This window comes from Mesorhizobium sp. Arg314 (assembly GCF_053714275.1).
Window position 1 is genome coordinate 76,865 of record NZ_JBSKBP010000023.1, and the last position, 20,967, is coordinate 97,831.

Below are 20,967 nucleotides of genomic sequence, written 5' to 3' on the forward strand. Positions count from 1 at the left end.
AGGGAGTAGGGAGTAGGGAGTAGTGAGTAGTGAGTAGTGAGTAGTGAGTAGTGAGTAGTGAGTAGTGAGTAGTAAGAATATCAGGTCGTTCGCACGCGGCAACTTCCCTCCCTTATTCTCCTATCCCCTACTCCCCTACTGCCCTACTCCCCTACTGCCCTACTGCCTTTCAGTTCAGCGACAGCGCCGTCCGGAACTCCTGCGCGGTGTTGCGGGCGGGATAGGGCTCATCCGGCACGGGAACGCCGAGATGGGCGCAAAGCGGCCCCCAGCCGTCGCCGAGCTTGTGGACCAGAAGGCGCTCCGCCGGCACGGTGTTCAGCACCGCCTCGACATTGGCCTCGTAGACGGCGATCGCATGCGCGCGATCCTGCGGGCGGTCGCCGAAGACCTGCTTCGCGACAAGCGCGACGCCCAGCGCGTCCTGGTCCTTGCTGTCGGCAATGGCCGGCAGGACGGTCTTCTGGAAACTCTCCCACCAGCTTTCGGGCGAGCGCCAGGTGAGGATGACGCGCGCCTGGCGATAGGTTTCGATCAGCTCGCGCCAGTAATGCGCCGACGGCCAGTCGACGCAGGATTTGTAGCCGGCAAAGAGCCTGTCCCAGTCGGGCGCGGCGCCCTTGGCCAGCGCGCGCCAGAGCCGCTTCTGCTGCGCATGCGCCATCACTTCCGACATATGATGGCAAGGGCCGAAGCCAAGCATGGTCAGCGCCTCGCGCATCGAATCCGTGCCGGTCCGGCCGAAGCCGGTTCCTATCACCCTGAGCGACATTTTCCCCTCCCTTTGCGTTTGCCCTCGTCAAGCGGCCGCGGTCAACCTCCCTGGACCAGGAACCGCAAGCTATTGCCCTCCGGATCGGCGGTCGAAACCACGCCGCCATCCTTTTTCGCCGGCACATTGGCCGCTTCGAGCCTGCGCCCCACGGCGGCAAGCTCCTCCGCCGAGCCAAGCTCGACGGTGAAATGGTCGAGGCCGGCGGCATTCGGCGGCGGCTCGCGCAGCTCATCGCGCGCCCAGACATTGAAGGCGATCATATGCGCGCGGCGCTGGGTGCCGCAATCGAACATGCCGAAGGTCCGGGACTGGATATGCGGCCGGAAGCCGAGCACGCCGAGATAGAATTCCATCAGCGTCTCGGGCCAGCGGGCCCGCAGATGGATGTGGCCGATGAAGGCGTCCCGCGCCATCCTCGGCTCGACATGGCCGGAATTGCCGAGATCGCGCAGCAAGCCCGAGACGTCCAGCGGCTCGAGCCCGGAATGCGCGCTGCCGTCGACAGCGATCAGCGACACGCGTCCGTCGGGCGACACTTCGCGCCGCAGGAAGCGCTCCGGCGTGTCGAAGCATATCTCGATGCCGTTGCCGGACGGGTCGGAGACGTAGAGCGATTCCGAAGCAAGGTGGTCCTGGGCGCTGTATCGCAAGCCCGACGCCTTGAGGCGGGCGGCCGTGTGCGCGAGGTCGCGGCGGGTCGTGACGTGGATGGCGACATGAAAGAGATCGCGCGACTTCTGCGGCAGGGCGACTTCCGCACCGGCATGGAGCACGATCAACGCCCGGCCGCCGGCGCTGAGCTCCGCCTGAGCAGCGGCTTCCTCGCCGACCAGCGTTAGCCCGAGCGTGCCACGCCAGACGGTCAAGGCCGCCGGAATGTCGGTCACCCTGAGATGGACCGGCCCGAGACGGGTGGCTTGAGACAGCAATCCTTCGTCCATCGTTGCCTGTCCGATTGCGGTCGGCGAATATATTAGCTCTGAACGATATTTCTGTCTCGCGCCAAGTTCGGGTTGACCCCTCCCCGGAGGGCGGCGACTATCGCTGCAGACTTTTCCTGGAATTGCTTTGAGCAGGAGGAATTCGCATGGACGACACCGACCACTGGCGCAACATGGCGAGCGCGCCGCGGGACGGCAGCCGCATCCTGGTGACGGTGCGCTCCTCCGAGCAGGGACCGGCCGAGGTCGACATGGCCTACTGGTCGCGCGCCGACCAGTTCGGCGAAGAAGGCTGGCGGGCGTCGGATTCCTCGCCCGGCCGCGTGGTCGAATATGCCGAGCCGGAGCTCAGATGCTGGATGCCGTTGCCGACGGCAGGGCGCGGTTCGATGCCGAGCCCTTGGGAGGGGGATGACGTGCCGCTGGTGGATGGGGAAGGGATCTGAGTCTCTCGCTGGCGATTGGCGAAAGCCGGCGCGATGGCTGATCTCCCCCGGGGGGAGATGGCCGGCAGGCCAGAGGGGTCGTCTCACATAGATCGCCAGCGTGATCTCCGTCGCAGAAGATGCTGGCGCTTTCAGGATCACCTCGATGCGGATGACGCTACGATGCGCCTCCGGCAGCCGGCGCGGATAGTCGAGCGAACCGCGCCGCCTCCGCCACTTTCGCGACGGTCTCGGGACGCACCACGCCCCTGCCGTTGTGGCGCTGATGATGGACGTGCCGGACATGGACAAGCTAGCGGCACTGAGACGCGATGGCCTATGATGGCGTGGCGCCGGAGTCGCAGGTCATGCTGGTGGAATCGAAGGGGTGGTTGCGACGCTTCTTTTCTTTTCCCACAAGACAGAAACGGGAGCGTTGGCGATCCGGGCCGCCAGCCGGAAGAGCCGGCCCGCGACCCGCCGCAAATCGACGATGGGCGTGGCCGATAGGCGGCGAGCCCGCTGCTGCTCCAGGTAGCGTTCCAGCGCTATCTCGTGGCGCTGCGGTGCCGGCGTGTTGAGGCGAGGGTTCCGCCAGATGTCCTCGATATAGTGAAAGGGCCAGTCGGTTGGACCTGGGGGCAGCATGGTGTTTCTCCTGGGTTGTCGAGCAACCCTGGGCCATTGCCGTGATGAAGTAGGTGAGCGCAGCGTGATGGAATCGTGAAATATGACGCGGTGGGCAAATCGCGGTTGAAATAGAGGCGGATGCGCGAAACAATCTTGGCCGAGCCAATGCCTGGGCGAAATCCTATGACGGAGCCTCATCTTCATCTGCTAGGTGGTTTCGACTTTGCCGGCGTCGGAGCCGAGGTTCCTGCGTTCAGCCGCAAGGCGCGCGCGATGATGGCCTATCTCGCTTTGCAAACCGGACAGGCTCAGTCGCGCGAGAAGCTCGCCGCCCTGCTCTGGAGCCTGAACGGCGAGGCGCAGGCCCGGATGAGCCTCAGGCAAGCCGTGTCGGCCGTCCGGAAGGCGATGTATAAGTCGGGCGGCGGCCGGTTCCTGACCGAGGGGACCAGCATTGCCCTTCGCCTCGACGATTTCGATTTCGACGTCGCCCGGTTCGAGATGTTGGCGGCAAGCTCTTCGCCCGAAGACCTCAAGCAGGCGCTTGCCGTCTACCGTGGCGACCTGCTCGACGGTCTTGGCCTGAAAGAGGAGCCGTTCGAGGACTGGCTGCGGGTCGAGCGTGAGCGCCTGAGGACTATCGCGGTTGCGGCACTGGACAGGCTGGTGGCGCATTACAGCGCATCGAAAGACCACTCATCCTGCGCGCGTACGGCTGCGCGACTGCTCGTCATGGAGCCTCTGCGCGAAGATATCCACCGGGCCTTGATGAGGGCCTATGCCGCGCAGGGCCGCATCAACCTTGCCCTTAAGCAGTATGAGCTCTGCCGTGAGGCGCTGGAGAGAGAGCTCGGACTTCCGCCAGAACTGGAAACGCGCCAACTGTACGAGGCGCTAAGGGCACGCCGGATGAGCTCATCGCCCCACTCGAAGCGTCCGGCTGCGGTCTTCGAGCCGGCGGCCGGTTCCGAGGCAAATGCCAGCGGGAACCTTTCCGGCGGCGAGCCGATGCCACCGCCCACCCACTACGTCAAATCGGCAGGAATCAACATCGCCTATCAGGTGACCGGCGAAGGGCCGATTGACCTCATATACGTGCCGGGCTGGGTCTCCAATCTCGACCTTGCCTGGGGCTCGCCGCGCTTCGCGCATGTACTCAAGCGGCTCGGCACCTTCTCGCGCCTGATACGATTCGACAAACGCGGCACCGGTCTATCCGACCGCAATGTCGGCCTGCCGACGCTGAAGAGCGCATGGAGGATGTGCGTGCGGTGCTGGACGCGGTCGGCTCCAGCCGAGCGGTGCTGTTCGGCAGCTCTGAGGGCGGTCCGATGTGCATGCTTTTCGCCGCCACCTATCCCGAGCGCACGTCCGCGCTGGTGCTTAACGGAACCTACGCCAAGGGCACGTGGTCAAAAGAGTATCCCTGGGCCAGAACCGTTGCGCAGGTGGACGACGACGTGGCCGCCGTCGAGCGGCAATGGGGCAAGCCCGCCGACATGAGCAACGCAGCGCCCAGCCTGACCGAAAACATGGTCGAACGCGAGTGGTTTGCCGCCTATCTCAGGAATTCGGCCTCGCCCGCCGATGCAATCGCGCTCTGGCGCTGGGGTACCGAAGTCGATGTTCGCGACATCCTGCCCGCGATCCGCATCCCGACGCTGATCGTGCAGAGGACGGGCGACCGTTGGGTACGCCCAGAGGAAGGGCGTTACTTGGCAACGCACATCCAAGGCGCCAGATACGTCGAGCTGGCCGGCAGGGACCACGTGATCTGGGGCGAAGATTGCGACCGCCTGGTTGACGAGATACGAAGCTTCGTCACCTGCGCCGGATCGACATCCCGGAAGACGGTCTCTGCGCTCACCGGATGAGCGCTGGCATGTCTTCGGTAGAACTACTCATTTCCCCACCCGTGGGGGAGATTGGCAGCTCCGCGCTGCGCGCCAAAAGAGGCGCAACGCCTCAGAACAAAAACGCCGCCGTGGCCGGGTCAGGTCCGGTACGCCCGTCGGCGGAATCCATGCCGCGAATGGTCTGCATATCTTCGCCGTCCAGCTCGAAATCGAAGACGTCGAAATTACCGGCGATGCGATCCTGATGAACCGACTTCGGGATGACGACCAGCCCCTCCTGCAGGTGCCAGCGGATGATCACCTGGGCCACCGACTTGCCGTGCTTCCTGGCGATCTTCTCCAAAGTCGGATCGGCCAGCAGCCTGCCGCTGCCAAGCGGGCTCCAGCTTTCGACGTGGATGTTGTGCTGCTTGTGGAAATCGCGCTTGTGGCGCTGCTGGAAGCGCGGGTGCAATTCGATCTGGTTGACGACGGGCGTCACGCCGGTCTCGCCGATGATGCGCTCAAGATGGTCCTGGTTGAAGTTCGAGACACCGACCGACTTGGTGCGGCCGGCTTGCTTGAGCTCGACCAGCGTCTTCCAGGCCTCGACGTATTTGTCCTGGCTGGGCACCGGCCAGTGGATGAGAAAGAGATCGATCCGGTCGATGCCGAGCTTCTGCATCGTATCGTCGAAGGCGCGCAGCGCGGCGTCGCGCTGGTGGCCGCCATTGCGCAGCTTGGAGGTGATGAACAGGTCGGACCGCGGCACGCCGGCGGCTCGGATCGCCTCGCCGACGCCTTCCTCATTGCCATAACCCTCGGCGGTGTCGATCAGCCGGTAGCCGGCCTCGATGCCCCAGCGAACGACCTTGGCCGTGATATCGGGATCGACCTGCCACACGCCAAGCCCGATCTGAGGAATGGTGGCGCCGTCGTTCAAGGCGAGCTGTTGAGGCATGGGAGGGTCCTTTTGGGAGGGAGGGTGGTGCCGACTATGTAGGCCGTGGGTTGGGGAATGCGAGAGGATGACTGGCAAAAGGGTGGCGCGATGTCGAAGCTGCCAATCTCCCCCCTCGTGGGGGAGATGTCCGGCAGGACAGAGGGGGGCGCCGTAGAGTAAAAACGTTGGCGACACCAACTTCAGCCTCGTAATTCGACCATGCCGCATACACCCCCCGCCGCCCACGCATCGCACCAAAGCGAAATCGATGCGCAAGGTTATGACCGACGCAGAGTTGAAGCTTTGGAATGAGCTTCGTGCCCATCGGCTTATGGGCTTGGGCTTCCGCAGACAGTTCCCGATCGCTGACTACATCGTAGACTTCGCTTGCCCAGAGAAGAAGCTGACCGTGGAGGTCGACGGCTCGCAACACGGCGATGCAGGTCGTGCTGAGGCAGATGCGATCAGGAGCAAGCGCTTGGAGCAGGATGGCTGGATGGTCCTGCGGTTCTGGAACGACGACGTCATTCGAGACATCGACAATGTCTGCCAGCACATTGTTATTGCCGCAGGGTTGGCCGGTCCGACTTGAGATGTTGGCGGGACAGCGCCCCCCTCTGTCCTGCCGGACATCTCCCCCACGAGGGGGGAGATTGGCAGCTTCGCCGCCGGCCCTCCTACGAGAGGGCGAGCGCTAACCCCTCGCCCCGAACCGCAGCCCGTCCATCAACAGCTTCACCAGCCGCCCGGACCGCTCGCGCCAGTCGGGCGTGTTGGGCGCGGAGTAGATGCCGCCCAGCGCATGCATGACATCGGAGGCGTCGACATCGGCGCGGATTTTTCCCGAGGCGGCGGCAGCCTCGATCAGGCTTCGCATGGCGCCCGAGACGCGGCCGGAGGTGTCGGAGAACAGCGTCGAATTGGTAGTGAGCAACAAGCGCAGGCTGGTCGCCAGGCCGCGCTTGGTGGCGATGTAGTCGACAAAGCGCTGCATCCAGAATTCGAGCGCGACATCGGCCGGATGCTCGTGGGCAAGTTCCTCGGCGGCGTGGCAGAGCCCCTCCACCTCGCGGCGGTAGACCACCTCGACCAGATGCTCGCGCGTCGGGAAATGCCGGTAGAGCGTGCCGATGCCGACCCCTGCCCGCTTGGCGATGTCCTCCAGCGAGGCGTCGACGCCGTCGCTGGCGAAAGCCTGCGCCGCCACCTCGACCAGCCTGTCGCGGTTGCGCTGCGCATCGGCGCGCAACGGCTTTTGCGCCGGCGCGTCGCGCGTCGCTTCGGTGGTCATTTCCTGGTCAGGCACTTTTTTCTCCACTGAACGCAATATGGGGGGTTGAACCATGGCTGGCCAGACCCCAGTTAAATAAACGGAGGCACCTCCGCTTTAGTGGAGTGCTTTTATCATATAACCAGGGGAAGCGGTATGTCACGTGTCGAAAGACGGAGAGCTTTCCTTGGCCGCTGGAGCAGGGCGGAGGCGGTGACGCTGCCAATCTCCCCCCTTGCGGGGGAGATCAGTCGGCACCGCGCCCGAGCTCTTCCTCGGACGTTACCCTTGCCCCTCTCCTCCCAAGCCCCATTTCCATCCCCCTAGCGTCCAGCAACCCGGAGCCCGACGCCCCATGAATGACCAAGTCACCATCAGTCCAACCACGCTTTCCATCCATCTCACCATCAACGGCCGCGATCACGCGCTCGACATCGAGCCGCGCGTGACGCTGCTCGACGCGCTGCGCGAGCGGCTGGCGCTGACCGGCACCAAGAAGGGCTGCGACCAGGGCCAGTGCGGCGCCTGCACCGTGCATGTCGACGGCGAGCGCGTGCTGGCCTGCCTGACGCTCGCTGCCCAGGTCGAAGGCCGCTCGGTCACCACCATCGAGGGACTGGCCGGCGAAGACGGCACGCTCAACGCCGTGCAGGCCGCCTTCCTCGAACAGGACGCCTTCCAGTGCGGCTATTGCACGCCCGGACAGATCATGTCGGCGGTGGCCTGCATCCGCGAGGGCCATGCCGGCTCGGACGAGGAAATCCGCGAATACATGGCCGGCAATCTCTGCCGCTGCGGCGCCTATCCGCACATCGTCGCCGCCGTCCGCCAGGCCGCACAGGAGCTCCGCTCATGAGAGATTTCGCTTACATCCGAACGGGCAGTATCGAGGCCGCGCGCAATGCTTCGGCGCTGCCCGGCGCCATGCTGCTTGCCGGCGGCACGACGCTGGTCGACCTCGCCAAATGCGGTGTCGCCGAGCCATCGACCGTCATCGACATCAGCCATATCGAAGGGCTCAGCGCCATCGACATAACCGTCGACCGCGCCGTCATCGGCGCGCTGGCGAAGATGAGCCATGTCGCCGACAATGCCGAGGTGAAGAGCTTGTTTCCGGCCGTCTCGGAAGCGCTCTGGCAGGCCGCCTCGGCGCAGCTGCGCAACATGGCGACCATCGGCGGCAATCTGATGCAGCGCACGCGCTGCCCCTATTTCCGCGACCCGCAGAACTTCCCGGCCTGCAACAAACGCGCGCCGGGCAGCGGCTGCTCGGCGATCGGCGGCGTGACGCGCGGCCATGCCGTGCTCGGCACCAGCGAGGCATGCATCGCCACCTATCCGGGTGACCTGGCGGTGGCGCTCGTCGCCTTCGACGCCGAGGTCGATCTCAGCGAGCGCAAGCTCAAGGCCGAGGACTTCTTCCTCGCGCCCGGCGCGACTGCCGAGCGCGAGCACGACATCCGCCCCGGCGAGATGATCACGGCGATCGAGATTCCAGGCTCGGCCGCGGCCAGGCGCTCGACCTACCTCAAGGTGCGCGACCGCCAGTCCTATGAGTTCGCGGCCGCGAGCGCGGCGGTAGGGCTGGAGCTCGAAAGCGACGGCCGCACCATCCGCGACATCCGCGTGGCGCTCGGCGGCGTCGCCACCAAGCCTTGGCGAGCGCGCGCGGTCGAAGAGGCGCTGAAGGGCAAAGCGCTCGACGAAACCACGGTCCGCAAGGCGAGCGAACTCGCCATGGCGGGCGCCGTCGACCATGGCGCGAACCACTACAAGATCGCATTGGCGCCGCGCGTGATCACGCGCGCCATCCTCAAATTGGGAGAGACGGCATGACCGTTCATGACATGAAACATGCCGCGTCCGACAGCGCGCGCCTCGAAGCGGTCGGCGGCAGGCTGTCGCGCGTCGACGGGCCGGCCAAGATCACCGGCGCGGCAAAGTATGCCTTCGAGCAACAGCTCGACGGGCTGACGCATGCGGTGCTGGTCGGCGCGACAATTGCCGCCGGCAAGGTGACCGCCATCGACACCCGCGCGGCCGAGGCGGCGCCCGGCGTGCTGGCCGTGCTGACGCCCGACACCATCATGGAATTGAAGGGCGCTTCGGACTGGCTCGGCAACCCGCCGTCGCAACCGACCTACAATCCTCTTGCCCGCGAGGTCACCTTTTCCGGCCAGCATGTCGCGGCCGTGGTGGCCGAGACCTTCGAGCAGGCGGTCGCGGCGGCAGCGCTGGTCAAGGTGACCTTTGAGGAGACGCCGGCGATCGTCGATTTGAGCGACGGCAAGGCCGGCGACGGCATCCCGATCGACGCCATGGCCAAGGAATGGGGCGACGCGCAAGCCGCGTTCGCTGCCGCCCCGGTGCGCGTCTGCGTGGCCTACAACACGCCGCGCGAATTCCAGGCGGCGATGGAGCCGCACGGGTTGATCGCGCGCTGGCAAGGCGACGAGCTCACCATCTGGGAGCCGAGCCAGTGGCTGGACGGCATGGCGCGCACCTATGCCGAGTGGTTTTCCGTGCCGTTCGAGAATGTGCGGCTGGTCTCGCCCTATATCGGCGGCGGCTTCGGCTCGAAGGCGCTGGCGCTGGCGCACAGCGCGGTGGCGGCCGCGGCGGCCAAGATGCTGGGACGTCCAGTGAAGCTGGTGCTCAACCGGCCGCAGAATTTCACCTCCTATGGCGGCCGCGCCGCGACCCGCCAGACGGTGGCAATCGGCGCCGACAAGCAAGGCCGCATCCAATCGATCGTGCATCGCGGCGTCAACGAGACGGCGGTCGACGGCATGTGGGTCGAGCCGCTCGGCTCAGTCACCTCGATCATGTACGCCACGCCGAATTTCTCCTCGAAGCAGAATGTCGTGCGGGTGAATACGGTGGTGCCGGGAGCAAAGCGTGCGCCGGGCGAGAACCCCAGCGCCTTCGGCATCGAATGCGCCATAGACGAGCTCGCCTATGAACTCGGGATCGATCCGCTGGAGATGCGGCTGATCAACTATGCCGAACAGGATCCGCACGCGAAGAAGGCGTGGTCGACACGCCAGTTGCGCGAGGCTTTCGCGGTGGGCGCCGAAGCCTTCGGCTGGGCCAAGCGTTCGCCCCAGCCGCGCTCGATGCGCGACGGCCACCAGCTCATCGGCTGGGGCGTGGCGGCCGGCACCTATCCGGTGCGGCGCGCCCATGGCGAGGCGGTGGTGAAGATCCTGGCCGACGGTTCGGTCGAGGTCGAAAGCTCCTCCATCGACATGGGCCAGGGCACCTATACGATCCTGGCGCAGACCGCCGCCGAAACGCTCGGCGTGCCGGTGGAGCATGTCTCGGTGAAGCTGGGGGATTCCCACTTCGCCCGCGCGGGCGTCACCGGCGGCTCGCGGCTGGCCGGCGTCATGACCGGCGCCGTCTACAAGGCGGCCAGCCTGGCGCTGGACGAGTTGATCGGGCTGGCGCTCTCCGACCCACGCTCGCCTTTCCAGAAGCTGCAGGCGAACACGCTGCAAGTGCGAGACGGCCGCATCGCCTCGCCGCGCGGCGAAGGGCCGGAGCTGTCGATCGCCGAGCTGATGAGCGCGCTCGGCCGCGATAGCGTCGAAGCCAAGGGCGATACGCTGCCGGCAAATACGACGCCGGAGGAGCGCTACAAGAACTACACCACCATCGCCATGTCGATCCCGCACACCGAGGGCGACTATTCGCGCTATTCCTGGTGCGCGCATTTCGTCGAAGTCAGGGTCGACGAGGATTTCGGCACGGTGCGCGTGTCGCGCGTGGTGTCGGCAATGGATTGCGGCCGGCTCTACAATCCGAAGCTGGCGGAGAGCCAGTGGAAGGGCGGCATCATCATGGGCATCGGTCAGGCGCTGCTCGAAGAAGGCATCGTCGACCGCCGCCACGGCCGCATCGTCAACGGCAATTTCGCCGACTACATGCTGCCGACCAATGCCGACATTCCCGACATCCAGACGATCTCGGTCGGCATCCCCGACCCGCACTCCTCCGCGCTCGGCGGCAAGGGCGTGGGCGAAGTCGGCATCGTCGGCGTGGCGCCGGCGATCGCCAACGCAGTGTTCCACGCGACGGGGAAGCGCGTGCGGGATCTGCCGATCACGCTCGAGAAGCTGATTTAGTGCCGCTCTATCTCCCCCTTTGCGGGGGAGAAAGCATTTTCCTGCATTTGCGAGCGGGCTTGTCCCCGAGCAAGTGTTTGGAAAATGCCAGAGAGGGGATTTCGTAGGACGCGGACACTGCTCTCTCGCAGAGCGCCAACTTTCTTCGTCGGTGCTTTTCCCCTCTCTTGCGATTTCTAACACTTAGCCTTCGGCTAAGATGTTGAAATCGCTTTCTCCCCCACAAGGGGGGAGATCAGCGCTCGCCGGCTTTCGCCAATCTCCGACGGTGCTCTTGTTACCACTCCAACCCGAACACCAGCTTGCCGAAATGCAGGCCGCCGGCGGCCATGTGGGTATAGGCTTCGGTTGCTTCATCGGGTGAAAACACCTTGTCGACAACCGGCTCGATCCTGGCTGCGCCGATGGCGCGGGCGGCGTCGCGAAGGTCGGATACCGATCCGGTGTTGTTGCCGACCACCTTCAGCGCCTTGATGATGATCGGCAGCAGATTGACCGTGGCCTCGGCGCCGGTGACGAAGCCGATGGTGAACAGCGTGCCACCGGGCGCGGTGGCGTTGACGGCGCGGGCGAAGGTGGCGGTGCCGCCGGTCTCGACGACGAGGTCGGCGCCGAGGCCGTTGGTCAGGTCCAGCACCTTGCCGTCCCAGTCCGGCGTCGCGCGGTAGTTGATGAGATGATCGGCACCGAGCGCCTTGGCCCGCTCCAGCTTCTCGTCCGACGACGAGGTGATGATGACGGTGGCGCCGGCCGCCTTGGCGAGTTGCAGCGTGAAGATCGAGACGCCGCCGGTGCCGAGCAGCACGACCACCGAGCCCGGCCCGACACCGGCGGCGCGGATGGCGTTCCAGGCGGTGGTGCCGGCGATCGGCAGCGTCGACGCCGCTTCGAAGGAGAGATGCGCCGGGACCGGCACGACGGAATTCGCCGGCAACGCCACATATTCCGCCAGCGACCCCGGAAGCGAGATGCCGCGCATCTGGGTCATCTCGTAAGGCCGCGGCCGACCGCCGATCCAGCGCGGCTTGGCATGCGCGACGACACGATCGCCCGTGCTGAACCTCGTAACGCCCTCGCCCAGCGCAACGATCTCGCCGGCGCCGTCGGCGACCGGAATGAGCGGAAAGCTCGGCCCGGGATAACTGCCGCTCGCCACCGCGACATCGACGAAATTGAGGCTCGCCGCACGCTGGCGGATCAGCACCTCGCCGCGCTGCGGTTCAGGTATGGCGACACTGGCTGCGCGGAAGGCGTCCAGCCTGGGTTGGCTCAGTTCGATGGCTTTCATGGTTCACTCCTGGGTTGCCGTTTGGCGGGTTGAGTAAACCTATCTGCTGCGCTATTCCTCGATAATCCTCGGTCTTTGCATTTGAGTATTGCGTAGCATGCAGCAATCCCATGAACCGGCGGCGCTCGCCGAAATGGCGGCCTTCGCGGCCGTCGCCGAGGCGCGCTCCTTCACCAGGGCGGCAGCGCGCGTCGGACGCGATGCCACCGTCCTGTCGCGCCGCCTGCAGTCGCTGGAGGCGCGGCTGGGCGTCAGGCTGCTCCATCGCACGACGCGCAGCGTCTCGCTGACCGAGGCCGGAGCCGAATTCCTGCCGCGCGTGCGCGCCATCCTCGCCTCCGTTGACGAAGCCGAGGCCGCCGCCTCCGCGCATGCAGCCGGGGGCCCGCGCGGCCTGCTCAGGCTGGCGCTGCCCGGCACATTCGGGCGCATGTGGGTCGGGCCCCTCTTGCCGCAGTTCCTGGCAGAATTCCCCGATGTCCGCATCGAGGCCGAGTTCTCCAACCGCTTCGCCGATCTGGTCGCCGAGAATTTGGATGTCGCGGTGCGGCTGGGTAGCTTGGAGGATTCGCGGCTGGTGGCGCGCAAGGTGGCCACGCGGCGCCGGCTGCTCTGCGCCGCGCCCTCCTACCTTGCCCGGAGGGGCAGGCCGGAAACGCCGGAGGAACTGCTTCAGCATTCCTGCCTCGGCTTCACCGGCTTCCAGACCTTTCCGGCCTGGGAGATGACCGACCGCGAGGGCCGGCGCGCGCGCGTCGAGGTTTCGGGGCCGCTGGTCAGCGACGATGCCGAGGTGCTGGTCGAGGCAGCGGTGCAGGGCGTCGGCCTGATGATGAGCACAGACTGGCTGGTCGGACGCGAGCTCGCCGACCGGCGGCTGGTGCCGATCCTGGAGGACTGGACGCTGGCCGACGAAGGCGCGGTCTATGTCGTCATGCCATCGGCCAAGGGCCAGGCCGCCAAGACCCGCGCCTTCGCCGACTGGATCGGCAAGCGCTTCGCGCCGGAGCCGCCGTGGCGGCGGTAAGGACGAAGACGGATGGTCTCCTCCCTCCAACGGGAGGTCACCTCGCCGCGCAAGCAAACCCCGGCGCGAGCGCCGGGGTTTGCTCGGTCCGCCGCATCAGAACTTGTAGCTGAGGCCGACCCGTAGATCGTGCGTCTTGAGATCGACGTCCGCGATCGTGTTAAGACCATCTGCTGCGGAGAGATCCTTGCTGCCGAAGTCGGAGTAGCGATATTCGACCCGAGCGATCCACTTGTCGGTGAAGGCGTGCTCAACGCCGGCCCCAACCGTCCAGCCAACATGGGTTTCGTCGTGGAGCAATATGTCACCGCTGGGGGTGCCGGAGATCCCAGTCACTTCGTACTTGGCCGCGGCCACGCCTGCAGTGATGTAAGGCAAAGTCCGATCGAGAGCATAGCCAGCCCGCAACCGCGCCGAACCCGACCACTTGATTTCGCTCTTGAGCAACGTGCCGCCGCCGGGGAAGGTCGTCAGTCCATCCACATCATTGTACGCAATGTCAGCCTCGGCACCGAGCACGAAGCGGTTCGCCATTTCTTGATTGAAGCCGATATGGACGCCGCCAATAAAACCGCTCGGATCGAGGGGAACGCCGACATCGGTGCCCCCGCCGCCGGCGCCAGCGATGAAGAAATTGGATTTTCCGGCTGCGTAACCGAAATGAGCGCCGGCATAGAGGCCGGACCAGTCGTAAGCGGTGGCACCGGGCGAGGTTTCATTGATGTCCGCCGCGGACGCCATGCCGACAGGCGCGAGAATGAAGGCTGTGGCGAGAAGAACCGTTTTCATTGCTTGTTTGCTGCCCCAAGGATGTTGCGTTTCCCGCAGCGGAAATGCTCCGCGCGGTCCAGGTGTCGTCGAGGCTTCCGGTGTTGCATTGTCGGCCATCCGCGTCTTGGGCAGGACCGCATCCGAATTGTCCTGGAACGCATCGCGGCGCTTTCTCGATCGGTGTGGCCATTCAGCCTCAGTCGATCGGCGCGCGCCATGCCGTCAGGTGGCATGCGATCGGCTCTCCGCATGCGCATTTCGATGAGGAGCCAGTCCGAACAGAGGGGAAGGATTCGCTCCTTCAGCGCCGATGAGTTGCATGAGTTGCGAAAGGCATGCCTATGTCCGCACTCAGCTTGACGAGATCGGCCTGGCGCCTCGTGCCGGTCTTGGCGAAGATCCGGTTGAGATGGGTCTTCAGGGTGTTTTCGCTGATGCCGAGCGACAAGGCGCACTTGGACGCGGGCAATCCGCCGCCGATCCGCAGGAGGACCCGGGCCTCCGCGGGAGTAAGGTCGAACAGCGTCGTGAGAACGGCCTCCGGGAGCGGGGAAGAGGACGTTGTGGTGGATACGAAGACGGCGGCACAGGCGGGCCGGAAGGCCGCGCGCGCGGTTCCTTCGGTCAGCGGCAATACATAAGCCACGGCGGGCGGCTGACCCGGCGCTGAAACGGGCAGCCCTATGCCGCGAGAGCCAAGCGAAGCATCCGCGCTCGCGGCGCCGGCTATTGCGTCCGCCAAAGCGCGGGCGACCGCCGGATTCTGCGGCTGGAGCAGGCCGTTCCTGGAAAGAATGGGACCTTGCCCGGAAAACATCCGGTCGGCAGCTCCATTGGCATGGAGGATCGCTGCGTCGGCGCTGGCAAGAACGACAGGCACGGCGAGATGATCGAGCGTCTCGCGATAGAGATTGGCGGTGATGCGGGTCTGGTCGAGCAGATCTCCAATCAGGGAAGCGCGACGCAGATGCGGCGAGAGCGAGGCCAGGAAACGCTGTTCCTCAATGGTTATGATTCCCCTGTTGGCACGCGTGGTGCAGCCCATGAGCCCAATCCGGTCCGGCGTGTGAACGAATTTCGTGATGCAGGCCTCGCGCAATCCCTGCGGCTTGGCCCAATCCTGAAAAAACGGCGTCTGCTGGAGTTCGGCCTCGCTCATATGCGACAGCGTCGCAACAGGCGTGTCGATGTCGCCGGCGACCGCGGCCTTCAGTCCGGGAATCCCATCAAAGTCATAGTCCTCCTGGAGCACCCGCATCTGCACGGGGTCCCAGGGCGATTGAGCCGTGAACCGGCCGTGGTTGTCAGCGGTGCCGGCTAGCGCGACAGTGGTATAGGCAGCGTCGACAGCTTCCGTGATCCGGGTCATGACCCCGGTCCAGCCTTCCGGATTCAAAACGCAATCATAAATTTCACCGATAATCGAACAAAGTACTTCGCTGCCCAGCCTCTCCACCACACCCCCTGACATGCCCTGCCCACTCATGGGGAATGAGCAAAAAAATGACCAGCAACAAGTTGACCGGCGGCTCGGCACAAGAGACGCCGATCTCGCCTCGAAGGATTTTGCGACGTCATACTTTCGGGTGACGCCGCGCGTGGTTGAACTCGACTAAGCGTTTAATGCGATCGGTCGAACGCCAGGCGATCAATGTTGCCGGTTATTTCCGGATTGAAAAGTGTCGCGTTCGATTTTTTTGAAGCGTAGATTTTTCGGGGTGTTCGATTGTCGCGAAAGACGGTGTTTTCATCGGCTCAGTTGCCCTCGCATCTTAGCGAACGCGATCGATTTTCCCTCTGGCAAGACATCCATGTCGCGGAGATCTGGTCGGTTGAGTACGGCATATCCTCGACCCTGCCTTTCGAGGCGGCAATCGAAGCCACGGCTGTCGGATCGCTGGTTCTTGGCCGGATGGCCGGAACGATCAGGCATGCGACGAGGAAGGCGAGCAACATCGCCGATGACGACAACGACGGATATCTCCTGCTGATCAACGGAGCCGACACCGTCCTGACCGGGGCACAGGTCGGCCGCGAGTACGGTGTCGGTAGGGGAGAAGCGGTTCTGGTCACGGCATCGGAATCACTGAAAATGGTCGGCGCCGACAGGAATGTGTGGGCGAACGTGGTGGTCCCGCGCGCCGTCCTCACACAGGCCTTCCCGCAGATCGATGACAGGCTGGCATTGAAGATCGGCGCCGAAAACGAGGCTCTCGATCTTCTCAAACGTTATTGCCAACTTCTTGAGACCGGCCGCCCCCTCGTCTCGGCCGATCTCACCACGCACGCAACGGACACGATCGTCGATCTGATCGGTCTGGTGACGGGCGCGAAAGGCGAGGCTGCCGAATTGGCCGGCCTGCGCGGCCTGCGAGCGGCCAGGCTGCAGGCAGTCCTGGCCAAGATAGCAGGCAATTTCGCCGACCCCGGCATCTCCGCGCAGGGCGTCGCAAAACAACTCCGCCTGTCGGCGCGCTATGTTCACGACATCCTTCAGGAGACGGGTATCAGCTTCTCCGAGCGTGTGCTCGAGCTGCGTTTGCAAAGAGCTCACAAGATGCTCTCGCAAAGACACTTTGACGACATGAGGGTCAGCGAAATCGCGATGATGAGCGGATTCAGCGACGTGTCCTATTTCAATCGCTGCTTCCGCCGTCGCTTCGGCTACACCCCGACGAGCGCCAGATAAGCCCGAGCGGCCTCCGGCAACCAGCGAATCGCCGCCATGCCCGATTCCCTCGCCATGAGAAGCCACGGCGCCGTCGGTGATCGATGGGGCCAAACCGCCACAGTGCGCGAGCAAGATATCGCACCTCTCTCCAGTCCAATTCCGGTGCGGCCCTGCCCAAGACAACAGCCGGGCGCCGATGACATGTCAGCCCCAGGGTGAAACGACTGTCATGTCAGGGAATTGAATGCCGCAGAATGGATTTGAAGGCCGCAAGAAGGCGTTGAAATATCTGGCGTTGACGTCGACGGCGCTGATCGGCCTTGGTCAGCCAAGCGCCACGGCAGCCGAGATCTGGACCGGCGCTGCCTCCACGAACTGGTTTACCGCCGGAAACTGGAACCCCGCCGCTGTTCCGACATCGAGCGACGACGTTACTCTCGATGCGACGTTCCCGAATCCGACCGTGATCAATGCACCGAATGCGGCCGCCCACTATCTGTATGTCGGCACCATTGCGAGCTACGCAGGCTCGCTGACGATCACGAACGGCGGCACCCTCTCCGATACTACCGGCTATCTCGGCTATGCTTCGAACGCGAGCGGCACGGTGAGCGTCGTTGGAGCAGGCTCGGTGTGGAGCAACAGTTCCGACCTTTTCCTTGCCTTGGGTACGAACAGCACCGGCACCTTGACGATCTCAAACGGCGGCGCCGTGAGCGACACCGTGGGTCATGTCGGCTACGGCCAGGGCACAGGCACAGTGACCGTCGACGGGCTCGGCTCGACCTGGACCAACAGCGGGGATCTGTATATCGCCGAACTTGGCGCCGGCACGCTGAGCATCGCCAATGGCGGCGCGGTCAGCAATGCCACGGGCACCATCGGTTGGCACGCGGGCTCCAACGGCATCGTGATGGTCAACGGTTCGGGCTCGACCTGGACAAACAGTTCCAATCTGGTCGTCGGCGATCAGGGAACGGGAACGTTGACGGTCTCGAAAGGCGGCGCCGTCAGCAATGACGTGGGGGTTATCGGCGCCCTCGCGGGCTCGACCGGCTTGGTATTCGTCGACGGTGCCGGCTCGACCTGGACCAACAATTTGGGCCTCGTCATTGGCCAAAATGGTGATGCCACGCTAGCAATCACGAACGGCGGTGTCGTGAGCAACGGCATTGGCTTTGTGGGATACGCTGCCGGTTCCACCGGATCGATCGCAGTCGATGGCGCGGGGTCGGCCTTGACCGACAGTTGGTCCCTCTCCGTCGGCGGCTCCGGCACCGGCACGCTGACAATCTCGAACGGCGGTGCGGTCAGCGATGTCAAGGGTGTTGTCGGTGAGGCAGCGGGCGGTACGGGCACAGCAACGGTCACCGGCGCGGGCTCGACCTGGACAAACAGTTCGGACCTCTACGTCGGCGACCAGGGCACCGGCACGCTGAACATCCTGAACGGCGGCGCGGTGAAAAATGCCCTGGGCTACGTTGGCCACCAGGCAGGCTCGACCGGCATTGCGACGGTCGACGGCGTAGGCTCGATCTGGGCCAGCAGCTTCGCCTTGGTCGTCGGCAGCGGTGGCACTGGCACGCTGACCATTTCAAACGGCGGAACCGTCACCAGCGCGACCGGCATTGTGGGCGACCTGGCCGCTTCCAATGGCACAGTGACGGTCGCCGGCGTGGGCTCGACCTGGACCAGCGGCTTCGACCTCTATGTCGGTCGCGCTGGTGGCGGCACGCTGAACATCTCGAGTGGCGGCAATGTCAGCTTCGTGAACGGCGCTATCAGCAGTGTTGCCGGCTCTATCGGCGCAGTGTCTGTCGATGGCGCCGGCTCGATCTGGGCCAGCAGTGGCAACCTAACTGTCGGCACCGCCGGCACAGGCACACTGACGATCGCGAATGGCGGCGCGGTGTCGGCTGGCGGCGCGGTCGACATCGCCGTCCTGGCGGGCTCCGTCGGCACGCTGAACATCGGTGCGGCGAGCGGATCGCCAGCGGCGGCCGCCGGCTCGCTCAATGCGGCGAGCGTTCAGTTCGGCGCCGGCGCAGGCGCGATCAACTTCAACCACACCGACACGAACTACACGTTCGCCTCTGCGATCGGCGGCATCGGCACGATCAACCAGATCGCCGGCACGACGAACCTGACCGCCAATTCGAGCGGCTTCACCGGTGCAACCAATGTAAGCGGCGGACTGCTGGCCGTGAACGGTTCGCTGGCCAACTCGCTGGTGACGATCTCGGGCGGTACGCTGGGCGGCAACGGCACGGTCGGCGGCATCGTCGCACAGTCGGGCGGCATCATCGCACCGGGCAATTCGATCGGCACGCTCAATGTCGCGGGCGATATCGACCAGGCAGCGGGCTCGATCTACCGGGTCGAACTCACCTCGACCGGCCAGTCCGATCTCATTCACGCGACCGGGACGACGACGATCGCCGCCGGAGCGGTCCTCGACGTGGTCAAGACGGATGCCGCGCCTTACGTGCTGGGCACGCACTACACCGTGCTGCAGGCCGATGCCGGCGTCACCGGCACCTACACGCTCAGCGGGGCCGGCCCCTTCATCGGCCTTGTCGCCAATTACGACCCGACGCATGTCTATCTCGACGTGGTGCAGGCAAAGTCCTTCGCCTCGGTCGGCCTGACGCCGAACCAGATCGCCACGGGCGGCGGCGCGGAAAGCCTGGGGGCTGGCAATCCGCTCTACGACGCGACCGTGGTGCTGCCGACGGCGGCAGCCGCCCAGGACGCCTTCGACCAGCTCTCGGGCGAGATCCATGCCTCGGCCAAGGGGATGCTGCTGGAAGACAGCCGCTTCATCCGCGACGCCACCACGAACCGCATCGCCGCCGCGTTCGGCGACGCAGGCGCTGCGCCGCTGCCGGTCATGGCGTATGGCGAAGGCGGACCGGAAATGGCGGCCGCCGACACCGACCGCTTCGCCGTCTGGGGTCAGGCCTTCGGCGCTTGGGGCAACACCGACAGCGACGGCAATGCCGCCGCCTTCGATCGCTCGACCGGCGGCCTGCTGGTCGGCGCCGACAGGCTGGTCGGCGACTGGCGCGTCGGCCTGATCGGCGGCTACAGCCATTCGTCCTTCCACGCCGATGCCCGCTATTCGAGCGGGAGCAGCGACAACTACCATCTCGGCCTCTATGGCGGCACCAACTGGGGGGCCATAGCCTTCCGCACCGGCGCCGCCTACAGCTGGAACGGCATCTCGACAAAACGCTCGGTCGCCTTCAACGGCTTCGCCGACCAACTATCGGCCGACCGTGACGCCGGCACGGCGCAGGTGTTCGGCGAACTCGCTTACAAGATGGATGCCAATCGGTTCCATTTCGAGCCCTTCGCCGACCTCGCCTATGTCAGCGTGCACACTGACGGCTTCACCGAGCAAGGTGGCGCCGCGGCGCTGGCCAGCGCCGGCTCAACAACCAATGCCACCTTCACCACGCTCGGGCTGCGCGCCTCGACCGAAGTCGCGCTCGGCGGCATGAGCGCGACCGCGCGCGGCATGCTGGGCTGGCGCCACGCCTTCGGCGATGTCACGCCGACCTCGACCTTCGCCCTCGCCGGCGGCGATGCCTTCACCATCGCCGGCGTGCCTGTCGCCAGGGACAGCGCGGTGATCGAGGCCGGCTTCGACCTACAAATGTCGGCCAATGCCACGCTCGGCCTATCCTATGTCGGCCAGTTCGGCGGCCACAGCACCGACAACGGCGCCAAGGCAAACCTCAACGTCAGGTTCTGACAGGATGGTTTGGCAACCCCGATAGCAAGCATTGCAAATGTGGTGGTTGCGGGGACCCGCAACCCCTTTTGTCATAATACGGTCAATCCTTTGATTTTGTTCAGGATTGGCGAATTCGAGGATGCCGAACAACTCGCCGCGCAGCTCGGCATGGACCGCGCCCCGCCTGTCGCTGGGCGTGAGGACGATCTCGCCGATCAGCGAGCGCAATGCTTCGGCGGCCCGACGTCCGTCCTCGTGGTCGGCGAGCGCTTGCGTGAACTGCTCCACCCGCTTCAGCCGTATCCACCGTCGAGCAGGAATGAGTTCTTCATACGTTCTCAAACGTCGGACAGATTCACCACTTTCGTGTATTGTAGGAGATGAAGGGCGGTCGGAAGTCCGCCTCGGAGAGCTACAATGCGATTCGGGGATTTCGCGGTCACCCGAGAGGGAGGAGGAGATTATGAAATACCTCGTAAATTGGAACGAGCGGCCACAGGGATCGGCGATTGAATACGAGAACGT

At 65.0% G+C, this 20,967-nt stretch carries 17 protein-coding genes and 2 pseudogenes; 10 read left to right on the top strand and 9 right to left on the bottom strand.

Going from position 1 to position 20,967, the window contains the following annotated elements; translation table 11 throughout:
- Positions 1-169: 169 nt before the first annotated feature.
- A complete protein-coding gene (locus ACWGS9_RS22645; RefSeq protein ID WP_454507343.1) occupies positions 170-772 on the bottom strand; it encodes a sulfotransferase family protein in 603 nt (200 codons plus the stop codon).
- Positions 773-813: 41 nt separating this feature from the next.
- Complete coding sequence (locus ACWGS9_RS22650) at positions 814-1,716, bottom strand: VOC family protein (protein ID WP_454507344.1); 903 nt, start codon at positions 1,714-1,716, stop codon at positions 814-816.
- Positions 1,717-1,862: 146 nt separating this feature from the next.
- Between ACWGS9_RS22650 and ACWGS9_RS22655 the strand changes: the two genes are divergently transcribed.
- Positions 1,863-2,162 carry a hypothetical protein gene (locus ACWGS9_RS22655; RefSeq protein WP_320217385.1) on the top strand — a complete coding sequence of 100 codons (300 nt, stop codon included), beginning with the start codon at positions 1,863-1,865 and terminating at the stop codon, positions 2,160-2,162.
- A gap of 345 nt (positions 2,163-2,507) precedes the next feature.
- Here ACWGS9_RS22655 and ACWGS9_RS22660 read toward each other — a convergent pair whose 3' ends face one another.
- Entirely contained in the window at positions 2,508-2,789 is a 282-nt protein-coding gene (locus ACWGS9_RS22660) for a hypothetical protein (protein ID WP_454507345.1), read from the bottom strand.
- 483 nt (positions 2,790-3,272) lie between these two features.
- On the opposite strand from ACWGS9_RS22660, the pseudogene ACWGS9_RS22665 reads away from it, so the two are divergent.
- Both ACWGS9_RS22665 and ACWGS9_RS22670 read left to right on the top strand, forming a co-directional pair.
- Positions 3,273-3,611: pseudogene (locus tag ACWGS9_RS22665) on the top strand (AfsR/SARP family transcriptional regulator); the annotation flags it as partial.
- A 413-nt stretch (positions 3,612-4,024) separates the two neighbouring features.
- Positions 4,025-4,645, top strand: a complete 621-nt coding sequence (locus tag ACWGS9_RS22670; RefSeq protein ID WP_454507346.1) for an alpha/beta fold hydrolase — start codon at positions 4,025-4,027, stop codon at positions 4,643-4,645.
- A gap of 91 nt (positions 4,646-4,736) precedes the next feature.
- On the opposite strand, the gene ACWGS9_RS22675 is transcribed toward ACWGS9_RS22670, so the two are convergent.
- Positions 4,737-5,567 (bottom strand): aldo/keto reductase, encoded by an 831-nt coding sequence (locus tag ACWGS9_RS22675; protein ID WP_454507347.1) that lies wholly within the window; start codon positions 5,565-5,567, stop codon positions 4,737-4,739.
- 250 nt (positions 5,568-5,817) lie between these two features.
- On the opposite strand from ACWGS9_RS22675, the gene ACWGS9_RS22680 reads away from it, so the two are divergent.
- Positions 5,818-6,141 carry an endonuclease domain-containing protein gene (locus ACWGS9_RS22680; RefSeq protein WP_454507348.1) on the top strand — a complete coding sequence of 108 codons (324 nt, stop codon included), beginning with the start codon at positions 5,818-5,820 and terminating at the stop codon, positions 6,139-6,141.
- Between the two features lie 102 nt (positions 6,142-6,243).
- Here ACWGS9_RS22680 and ACWGS9_RS22685 read toward each other — a convergent pair whose 3' ends face one another.
- Complete coding sequence (locus tag ACWGS9_RS22685; protein ID WP_454507361.1) at positions 6,244-6,840, bottom strand: TetR/AcrR family transcriptional regulator; 597 nt, start codon at positions 6,838-6,840, stop codon at positions 6,244-6,246.
- A gap of 334 nt (positions 6,841-7,174) precedes the next feature.
- Between ACWGS9_RS22685 and ACWGS9_RS22690 the strand changes: the two genes are divergently transcribed.
- The 3 genes from ACWGS9_RS22690 to ACWGS9_RS22700 are packed head-to-tail and all read left to right on the top strand — an operon-like array spanning position 7,175 to position 10,946.
- The gene (locus tag ACWGS9_RS22690) at positions 7,175-7,675 is read left to right on the top strand and encodes a (2Fe-2S)-binding protein (RefSeq protein ID WP_454507349.1); all 501 of its coding nucleotides are present in this window, start codon (positions 7,175-7,177) and stop codon (positions 7,673-7,675) included.
- Positions 7,672-8,655 carry an FAD binding domain-containing protein gene (locus tag ACWGS9_RS22695; RefSeq protein WP_454507350.1) on the top strand — a complete coding sequence of 328 codons (984 nt, stop codon included), beginning with the start codon at positions 7,672-7,674 and terminating at the stop codon, positions 8,653-8,655. Before ACWGS9_RS22690 ends, ACWGS9_RS22695 begins: the two co-directional genes overlap by 4 nt.
- Positions 8,652-10,946 (top strand): xanthine dehydrogenase family protein molybdopterin-binding subunit, encoded by a 2,295-nt coding sequence (locus tag ACWGS9_RS22700; protein ID WP_454507351.1) that lies wholly within the window; start codon positions 8,652-8,654, stop codon positions 10,944-10,946. The genes ACWGS9_RS22695 and ACWGS9_RS22700 overlap by 4 nt, the downstream gene beginning before the upstream one ends.
- Positions 10,947-11,223: 277 nt before the next feature.
- Here the strand turns inward: ACWGS9_RS22700 and ACWGS9_RS22705 are convergent, their stop codons facing one another.
- The gene (locus ACWGS9_RS22705) at positions 11,224-12,234 is read right to left on the bottom strand and encodes a zinc-dependent alcohol dehydrogenase family protein (protein ID WP_454507352.1); all 1,011 of its coding nucleotides are present in this window, start codon (positions 12,232-12,234) and stop codon (positions 11,224-11,226) included.
- A 97-nt stretch (positions 12,235-12,331) separates the two neighbouring features.
- Between ACWGS9_RS22705 and ACWGS9_RS22710 the strand changes: the two genes are divergently transcribed.
- Complete coding sequence (locus ACWGS9_RS22710) at positions 12,332-13,261, top strand: LysR family transcriptional regulator (RefSeq protein ID WP_454507353.1); 930 nt, start codon at positions 12,332-12,334, stop codon at positions 13,259-13,261.
- 96 nt (positions 13,262-13,357) lie between these two features.
- Here the strand turns inward: ACWGS9_RS22710 and ACWGS9_RS22715 are convergent, their stop codons facing one another.
- Positions 13,358-14,149: an outer membrane protein gene (locus tag ACWGS9_RS22715; RefSeq protein ID WP_454507354.1), complete on the bottom strand. Its 792-nt coding sequence runs from the start codon at positions 14,147-14,149 to the stop codon at positions 13,358-13,360.
- 184 nt (positions 14,150-14,333) lie between these two features.
- Positions 14,334-15,503: a helix-turn-helix transcriptional regulator gene (locus ACWGS9_RS22720; protein WP_454507355.1), complete on the bottom strand. Its 1,170-nt coding sequence runs from the start codon at positions 15,501-15,503 to the stop codon at positions 14,334-14,336.
- Between the two features lie 255 nt (positions 15,504-15,758).
- Between ACWGS9_RS22720 and ACWGS9_RS22725 the strand changes: the two genes are divergently transcribed.
- Together ACWGS9_RS22725 and ACWGS9_RS22730 are read left to right on the top strand one after the other, a co-directional pair.
- Positions 15,759-16,721 (top strand): AraC family transcriptional regulator, encoded by a 963-nt coding sequence (locus tag ACWGS9_RS22725; protein WP_454507356.1) that lies wholly within the window; start codon positions 15,759-15,761, stop codon positions 16,719-16,721.
- A gap of 226 nt (positions 16,722-16,947) precedes the next feature.
- A complete protein-coding gene (locus tag ACWGS9_RS22730) occupies positions 16,948-20,460 on the top strand; it encodes an autotransporter outer membrane beta-barrel domain-containing protein (protein ID WP_454507357.1) in 3,513 nt (1,170 codons plus the stop codon).
- Here ACWGS9_RS22730 and ACWGS9_RS22735 read toward each other — a convergent pair.
- Positions 20,386-20,967, bottom strand: a pseudogene (locus tag ACWGS9_RS22735) (hypothetical protein); the annotation flags it as partial. The gene ACWGS9_RS22730 and the pseudogene ACWGS9_RS22735 sit on opposite strands and share 75 nt — an antisense overlap.